General features: G+C 36.7%; 4 protein-coding genes. All 4 read right to left on the bottom strand.

Annotation, left to right across the window (positions count from 1 at the left end; translation table 11 throughout):
• Positions 1–122 precede the first annotated feature (122 nt).
• Positions 123–356, bottom strand: a complete 234-nt coding sequence (locus PSI06_RS02805; protein ID WP_273604313.1) for a hypothetical protein — start codon at positions 354–356, stop codon at positions 123–125.
• A gap of 1,135 nt (positions 357–1,491) precedes the next feature.
• Positions 1,492–2,916: a hypothetical protein gene (locus tag PSI06_RS02800; protein WP_273604312.1), complete on the bottom strand. Its 1,425-nt coding sequence runs from the start codon at positions 2,914–2,916 to the stop codon at positions 1,492–1,494.
• Between the two features lie 472 nt (positions 2,917–3,388).
• On the bottom strand, positions 3,389–4,249 hold the full coding sequence (locus tag PSI06_RS02795) for a hypothetical protein (protein WP_273604311.1): 861 nt from the start codon (positions 4,247–4,249) through the stop codon (positions 3,389–3,391).
• Between the two features lie 381 nt (positions 4,250–4,630).
• Positions 4,631–5,842 (bottom strand): RDD family protein, encoded by a 1,212-nt coding sequence (locus PSI06_RS02790; RefSeq protein WP_273604310.1) that lies wholly within the window; start codon positions 5,840–5,842, stop codon positions 4,631–4,633.
• Between the last annotated feature and the right edge of the window lie 806 nt (positions 5,843–6,648).

The following is a 6,648-nucleotide window of genomic DNA, read 5'->3' as shown; positions in this document are numbered from 1 at the left end:
TGGTTATGGACTTATAATAATGAACGCCCTAACATGGGCATAGGTGGGATAACACCCATACAAAAACTGGAAAAGTTAAACAACGAAAATTCTACAGATAACCTCCATTAAAAATGGGGAGATTACCAAGGCTTATCTTTATTACGTAACAAAGTACGTTCAGTTGTGCCCAGCGCTTTTGCTAAAGTACTCAGTTCCCATTGCATTAAGGTAGAAAAAGTACATAAGCCGGCTGTAGTTAAACCTTCTTTAACGATGGCTATTTCAGTCATAGGGTTTGAGTGTGTATTTAATTTACCAAGCGTGACGACATTGAGAAAGTCGTGCCTTGTACTTTTATTTTGTACCGTACTCATTAGTAACTCACTATAATTAATGACAACTACTTTTAGCGTGCGCAGCTAACCCGCAAAGCCCTGAGCAATATAATATAGCAATGTTATTAATTATATTCTGAATCACATACGGTTTTTGGGACACGAAATACCTATGTCGACCTTATACGCTATCAAAGCTGGAAAACATTACTAATTAGATAAAAGAACACTATCTGTTTCTATTTTTAAGTGCGTATAAACCAGTGACGAGAGTCACTACAGACATAGCTAAAACTAATAAAGTGGCTATTTGTATTGCGTTCATAAATTATCTCCTGATGAGTATATTTTAAACTTCATATTAAACTATAACTTTGAAAATTTTTAGTACAAATTTAATATGTACAGACTAAGGCTTTATCTAATGTTGTCGAGCAAACCGGTGTTCAGAATGAAGTAATCTCGCTGGATAGTATACATAATATTTTTCGTACATCATTTGCATCATTCTTTAGATCTATATTTGATAGAATTTTAACTCATGACGAGTGTCGAGCCTAACTGCGAAATACATTGTCTAAACTGTCAGTGATTAATTAATAGACAAAATTGAACCAGTTCATCTTTCTTAATGGGTGGCCTAATTAACTATGCCACTACAGATGGGTACGCTTAACAAAATCGTTGAACGTTGAACGGTGATTAACACTGCTCTTTTTTAGGCAAAGTCCACTTCACTATGGGAATTGCCCCAAGTTTGTACCTGTATCTGGCGGAAAATAGTGCTTCACTATGGGAGTTACCCCAAGTTTGTACCTGTATCTGGCGGCAAATAGTGCTTCACTATGGGAATTACCCCAAGTTTGTACCTGTATCTGGCGGCAAATAGTGCTTCACTATGGGAATTACCCCAAGTTTGTACCTGTATCTGGCGGCAGATAGTGCTTCACTATGAGAATTACCCCAAGTTTGTACCTGTATCTGGCGGCAAATAGTGCTTCACTATGGGAGTTGCCCCAAGTTTGTACCTGTATCTGGCGGCAAATAGTGCTTCACTATGGGAATTGCCCCAAGTTTATACCTGTATCTGGCGGCAAATAGTGCTTCAGTATGGGAATTACTATGGGAAATAATCAATACATATTTTGTGCCATAAACAATATTGATTACACAATCATGGTGAAACACCATGATTGGACCCTGTGCTGTCAGTATTAATAAAGCTAGCAAACCTCAGGTTTTTGTTATTTGGACCGGCTCCAACATAGAAAGTAGTTTTGAAGTCAATAGGGGCTGGTGTTATCCCAAAACTTTTAAATACATCTTTATATTTATCATAATGTCCTATCCAAGCTCTATAAAGAAATTGTCGGTTGCACTTCCATGGTTTAGCACCCATTGCCTTATGCAGATTAGACTTCCAAATTATTTCTACATGTTCAGATACTGATATTTTATTAGAGTTTTTTTGTCTAGATTTGACCGAACTATTAATTTTATTTTTTTGCCATCGAGCTTTTGAATTTTTCCATATTACCGAAAAGTTTGGATAGTTATTTTTTAAGAATTTATATTCTGCATACTTATTGTTTCTAAAATTAGATCTACCACACATATCATCAATTAGTTTGTGCACTTCATCAGGTGTTAATGCTAACAAATACGCGAGATTATTTTTTTTAAATTTGCATATAGATGTAAAATTAGGTGCTATATGGTTAGGATAAAGGTTATATATTAATGTTTTAATGTCTTCATAGAAAGCTTTGTCAGAGTTATCACCATTAACCAACTCCACGTTGATACTATTTTCCTGATATTCGTTATTTTTAATTTTAGTGCGTTTTGAATATGCTGCCCGTTTAGATGTGCTGGAGCAAGCTCGGCTATCGTGAGGATCACACATAAGTATTTCAATATAAATGTCAAAGTCACAGAGCCTAAAATCAGCCTCTCGCTGAATAGCTTCGAATGAAGGGTGAGCTTCAAATGGAATTTTGCTGAGGTATAAATAGTTACCAAATATAACTTCTTTTAAGGATGAATAAATAATATTATTGTCTAAGCCAATATATCGTCGGTTATTAGTAAATACAGCCCAGTATAAATTAACCACAGACCATGCACTAAATATCTCATCGGTTTTTCCTATCATTAAAGAACAGAACTGTTCATTAATTTTGCAAATATCTTTCTTTGAAATATGTATATTTTCTAAGTGTATTCTTAACTGGCATTCATTTGCCGCAATTTCACCCTGAGTAGAATATTTTTTACACGTTTGCTCAATTAATTCGCCAATATTTGTGTCTTGGTATTTTAGTGCTTGCTTTTTATTTAGCCTCGTTATCCAGCCCTTTTCCAAGGCTTCTTTTGACTTCGCGTCAGCTGCTGGTTGTAACGAACCATAAATACGGCTACCACGATTTTGAGCTTGTTTTAACAATAATAGTGGGTTGGCTTTTTGGATAAGCCGACCTCGATTTAACCACCCTTCCTTAGTTTTGTATTTCTCATATAACGCCTTTGTATCTAACGACTCAATTAAAGCGAGCGTCGGTTCAACAATCTCATATCTGCTGGGTAGCCTTTTTGTCATGTATTCCACCTTCTATATAAAGAATATTCAAGTAATGAATTAAGTCTAGTAGCTAAAACGACTACTAACATGAGAGGCGCGAATATTAGATGAACAAGTTGTGCAAAGCGTTAGCCCTCCAAATTCAATACAGCGAGATAGGATAGACGAAGCTAGTACTAATGCTGTGATACAGAATGGGGGGAAGGTAGCAAAAAGTGCATTTTTACACATTTTTATCTCAGCCTTTTGCGAGGTGGAAGTGTCTCAAACAGCCAAATTCAGACGTTTTTATGTCTCATATGCAAAGCTAAATATGGCGGAAAATCTTACTGTATAAGGGCTGTCGGGGAGGGGAGTGTTTTCTTCTAATAGCGGGAACTATCGGATCCGTTTGGAAGCGAGGAAAGTGTCTGATATTCATTAATATGTAAAATTGCCAGCCTTAAATGGGCTGGCAACAAAAATGGAATTAATAATCAATTTAGAATAATTATTTTAATTTAAAAGACGAATTTTCTTTAGTAAATAAATACATAGTGTTGTCATGAATTACATATGGTGCTGGAACAGTGTATTTAATACCGCTTCCCCATACACCATAAGACTTTGGTACAAGGGCAAAGCCGGCGGTCTTAACTGCAATACTATCATATCCCTCATAACCATTTAGAATTGTCATGGTTACAACATCTTTATCTTCACCTTTATAATTGACTTTACCTGTAACCTCTATCTTTACAGCAGATGAGCACGAACCGTTAAATAACTCAGGGTCGTAATCTATAAATAAAGGGTGTGGTTCAGGCGACGTATAGTTGGCATGCACTCTTTCTGAGTGGCACAATTCCCCACCTTTGTAAAAATACATGAAATTATTCGTAAGATGTGAGCTTCTACTTCTGGCTATACCAACGTACTGAGTCCCCTCTATATTATTGAAGGTTTCAGTTAGTCCTTTTTCGACAAGTTTTAAAGCATCAGCATCAACGGTTTTCTCATTTACATCACCTAAAAACACAAGCATAGGCTTCCAGTTAAAGGCTCTATCGGCCTGTGATTGAGCACCCATACTACCCGCTAAATCAACTAAGCCACCAGTTAAAAAAGACATAGCGTATTCAGCGCCTACTAAGCCACTATTAGCTTTGAATTGTGCATCTTCTGGTAGCTCTACATCTGATAACCCCGCTGTTTTACGTGTCATTTGAGCTACATTTAACGCAAAGCTCGCGTTATCATCAAATTGATAAACCTCGTTTGACTCTTGTGTAATAACTGGAGGCTGGGTAGACATACAGGCCGTAAGAGAAAGTACCGATAATGCCAAAAAAGAGTTTTTAATTGATTTCATAGTTGTGTACCGCTTTTATGTGTTTTTCAAAAGTGAATGTATTTAAATATATTCTTAAAACTAGGCTACTCATTTATGAGTTGAGTTACCAAGTTTCATGTATTCGCCATACTTCTTCGGCAGTCATAGTCTCATCAGCATTTCTTTTCTTACACACATCAGAGAAAAGTAGCTTTATGTTGAAGTCAGCCAGATCTTTGGTGCCCGAAAGGACATAGCACGCTGCCTTAATGTCGCTCGATTTTTGGGTAATGTTTTTTAACTGTGGCAATACCTTTTAATGCAGTGCTATGTAATACAAGCTCATTCACTGACTCTTCTAGATTTGTATAAGGATGATATCACCTTTAAAAAACGAGCATTTAAAGATTAGTCATCGCGCTACCTAGTAAATAAGAGTTTTACCGACGGTGTAACGGCGAGACTAATTTCCATGCCTACGCTTTTCATGCTTCTAATGTTAACTTTTCTTTGCAAGTCAGCGCTCATTTTTATCGCGCGAACTAACATTGCCACGACAGGTTTTTCTTTAACTTTTTCTTCTAGTTCTTCCATTGATAGCGTCGTTTCACTGTTCATTTTAATAATTACATTCACTTTTGGTGATACACCGACTTCCATTTCAAGGTCTTCGATAATGTATCCTGCGTTCTCCAAATAGGGTATGGATGAATTTATTTGTACTACTGACTCTTGTAATTTTACCATGCCGATTGTTTGTGCTCTTTTTAGTTGCTCAAAGGCTACTTTTTGTGCTTTTTGTGTAAAAGCGTTCGAGTTAATAAAGCTAGGCGTTTGCTCTTCAACGACATACGCACCTGACACTAGATCATGAAACCCTCGACGCTTAGAGTTGAAGAAGATGCTTATCGCTGATATGAAGAAAAAAGCTAAGCCTACTAAGAAGGAAACGGATCTGATGAAGGCGTTAAGTAAGCTTGGTGGGGCTGAGTGCTCATCTACGACTTTTATTTTTAACAACCTTGCACCAACTGTTTGTCCGCCCGAAACACTACTTGTCATTAGCGTGAAATAAATAAGGCTGAATACGAATCCAAGGTATTTTAGGCTTTCAATTGAGGGTGAGAATAAGGTCATTATTAAATACGTAATGACGAACGTAAATAGCATGGTGATCAGCTGATCAATACACACGGCTGCAATGCGTTTCCATGGTTTAGCTATTAGCAAGGTGTCTACGTTGGCGGTATCATTTTCCAGGGTGGCTTCTTGAGCAGCAGCGGAGGCTGGAGCTGCCCCTATTGTCGAGATGTCTTCAACCACAGCAACGGTTTCAATTTCTTCTTCTGTAGCTAAGTCATCTACTTCTTCAATTTTTTCAAGATCAAAAAGATCGTCATTATTATGTTTAAATTGAAGCTCAACTTTACCCCCAAACTTGATAATAGCGAGCTCAATTTTATTGGCTTTTTCTTCGTCTAGATCAGTAAATAGAAGGAGTTCATCTTGCTTTAAATAGTTGATTAGATCAGCTTTAGATGCGCCAGGAAAACAGCGCTTAAGAATGCCTGCAAGGCTAGCGATATTATTTTTATGACTGATCCCTTTGTAGATAACATCACATTTCATCATGTTTTTATATCCCTATAATATTTAGTTTGTAATCGAATTCTATTTGTTTAATATCAGAGTGAGCCATGGCTCGTTGATTAACAAAGCAACGGCCAATTTTCTTCTATATGGCGATTATATGGGTACATCTTGGATAGGGATATTGGGAAATGACTATGCTTTACTTCCATGCTAACTCATCATCCAATTTGATAAGTACTACAACCGACTAGCGGAAAAATAGTATACATTGTTATCGCTGATTTCAAATGAAATCTATAGTCTATTCACGGATAATGATTTGAAAAAAGATAAGGTGGGTACTCTTAATAACTTGTAAGCTTAGATTCTAAGTATTGAAATAAAAAAAGATGGGATAAAATAAAAGCTGCTCATAGGGTTTTGAGCAGTAAAAAAGTAAGTTTTGGTGTCGCATCAGTTTCGAATTGGTCACTCTCCACTGATGCGTCATTTTCTTCTATGATATCAAGATGAACAAAGCGCCCCTCTTCTATGAGCGATTCCCGTGTTCTGTAAAAAATGTTCATATTTTACAGAGGTTACCCATAATATGGTGAAGCGAAATCATCTGTCCTACAAAGGATAATTTGGCTATCTAAAAGCGGCGCACGCCATATCTGGCCTTACACTGGGCCTATTTAGTATCGTTAGATCTAAAGTCGTTAATGACTCTACTAAGCACAGTGTATTTTAAAAGAAACATTTAGCCGGGTACTATAAATGCTGAAGAAAACCTGTTAAATGCATCAACTTTTTAGACCTTCTTTTCAAAATTACAGCTTTAGAAAGCTATAAATCAAGATGGG

It is taken from the genome of Pseudoalteromonas sp. GABNS16E, from assembly GCF_028598715.1.
GTDB classification, from domain to species: domain Bacteria; phylum Pseudomonadota; class Gammaproteobacteria; order Enterobacterales; family Alteromonadaceae; genus Pseudoalteromonas; species Pseudoalteromonas atlantica.
Note: the sequence above shows the minus strand (reverse complement) of the source record. Positions and strands in the feature narration are given on the sequence as shown.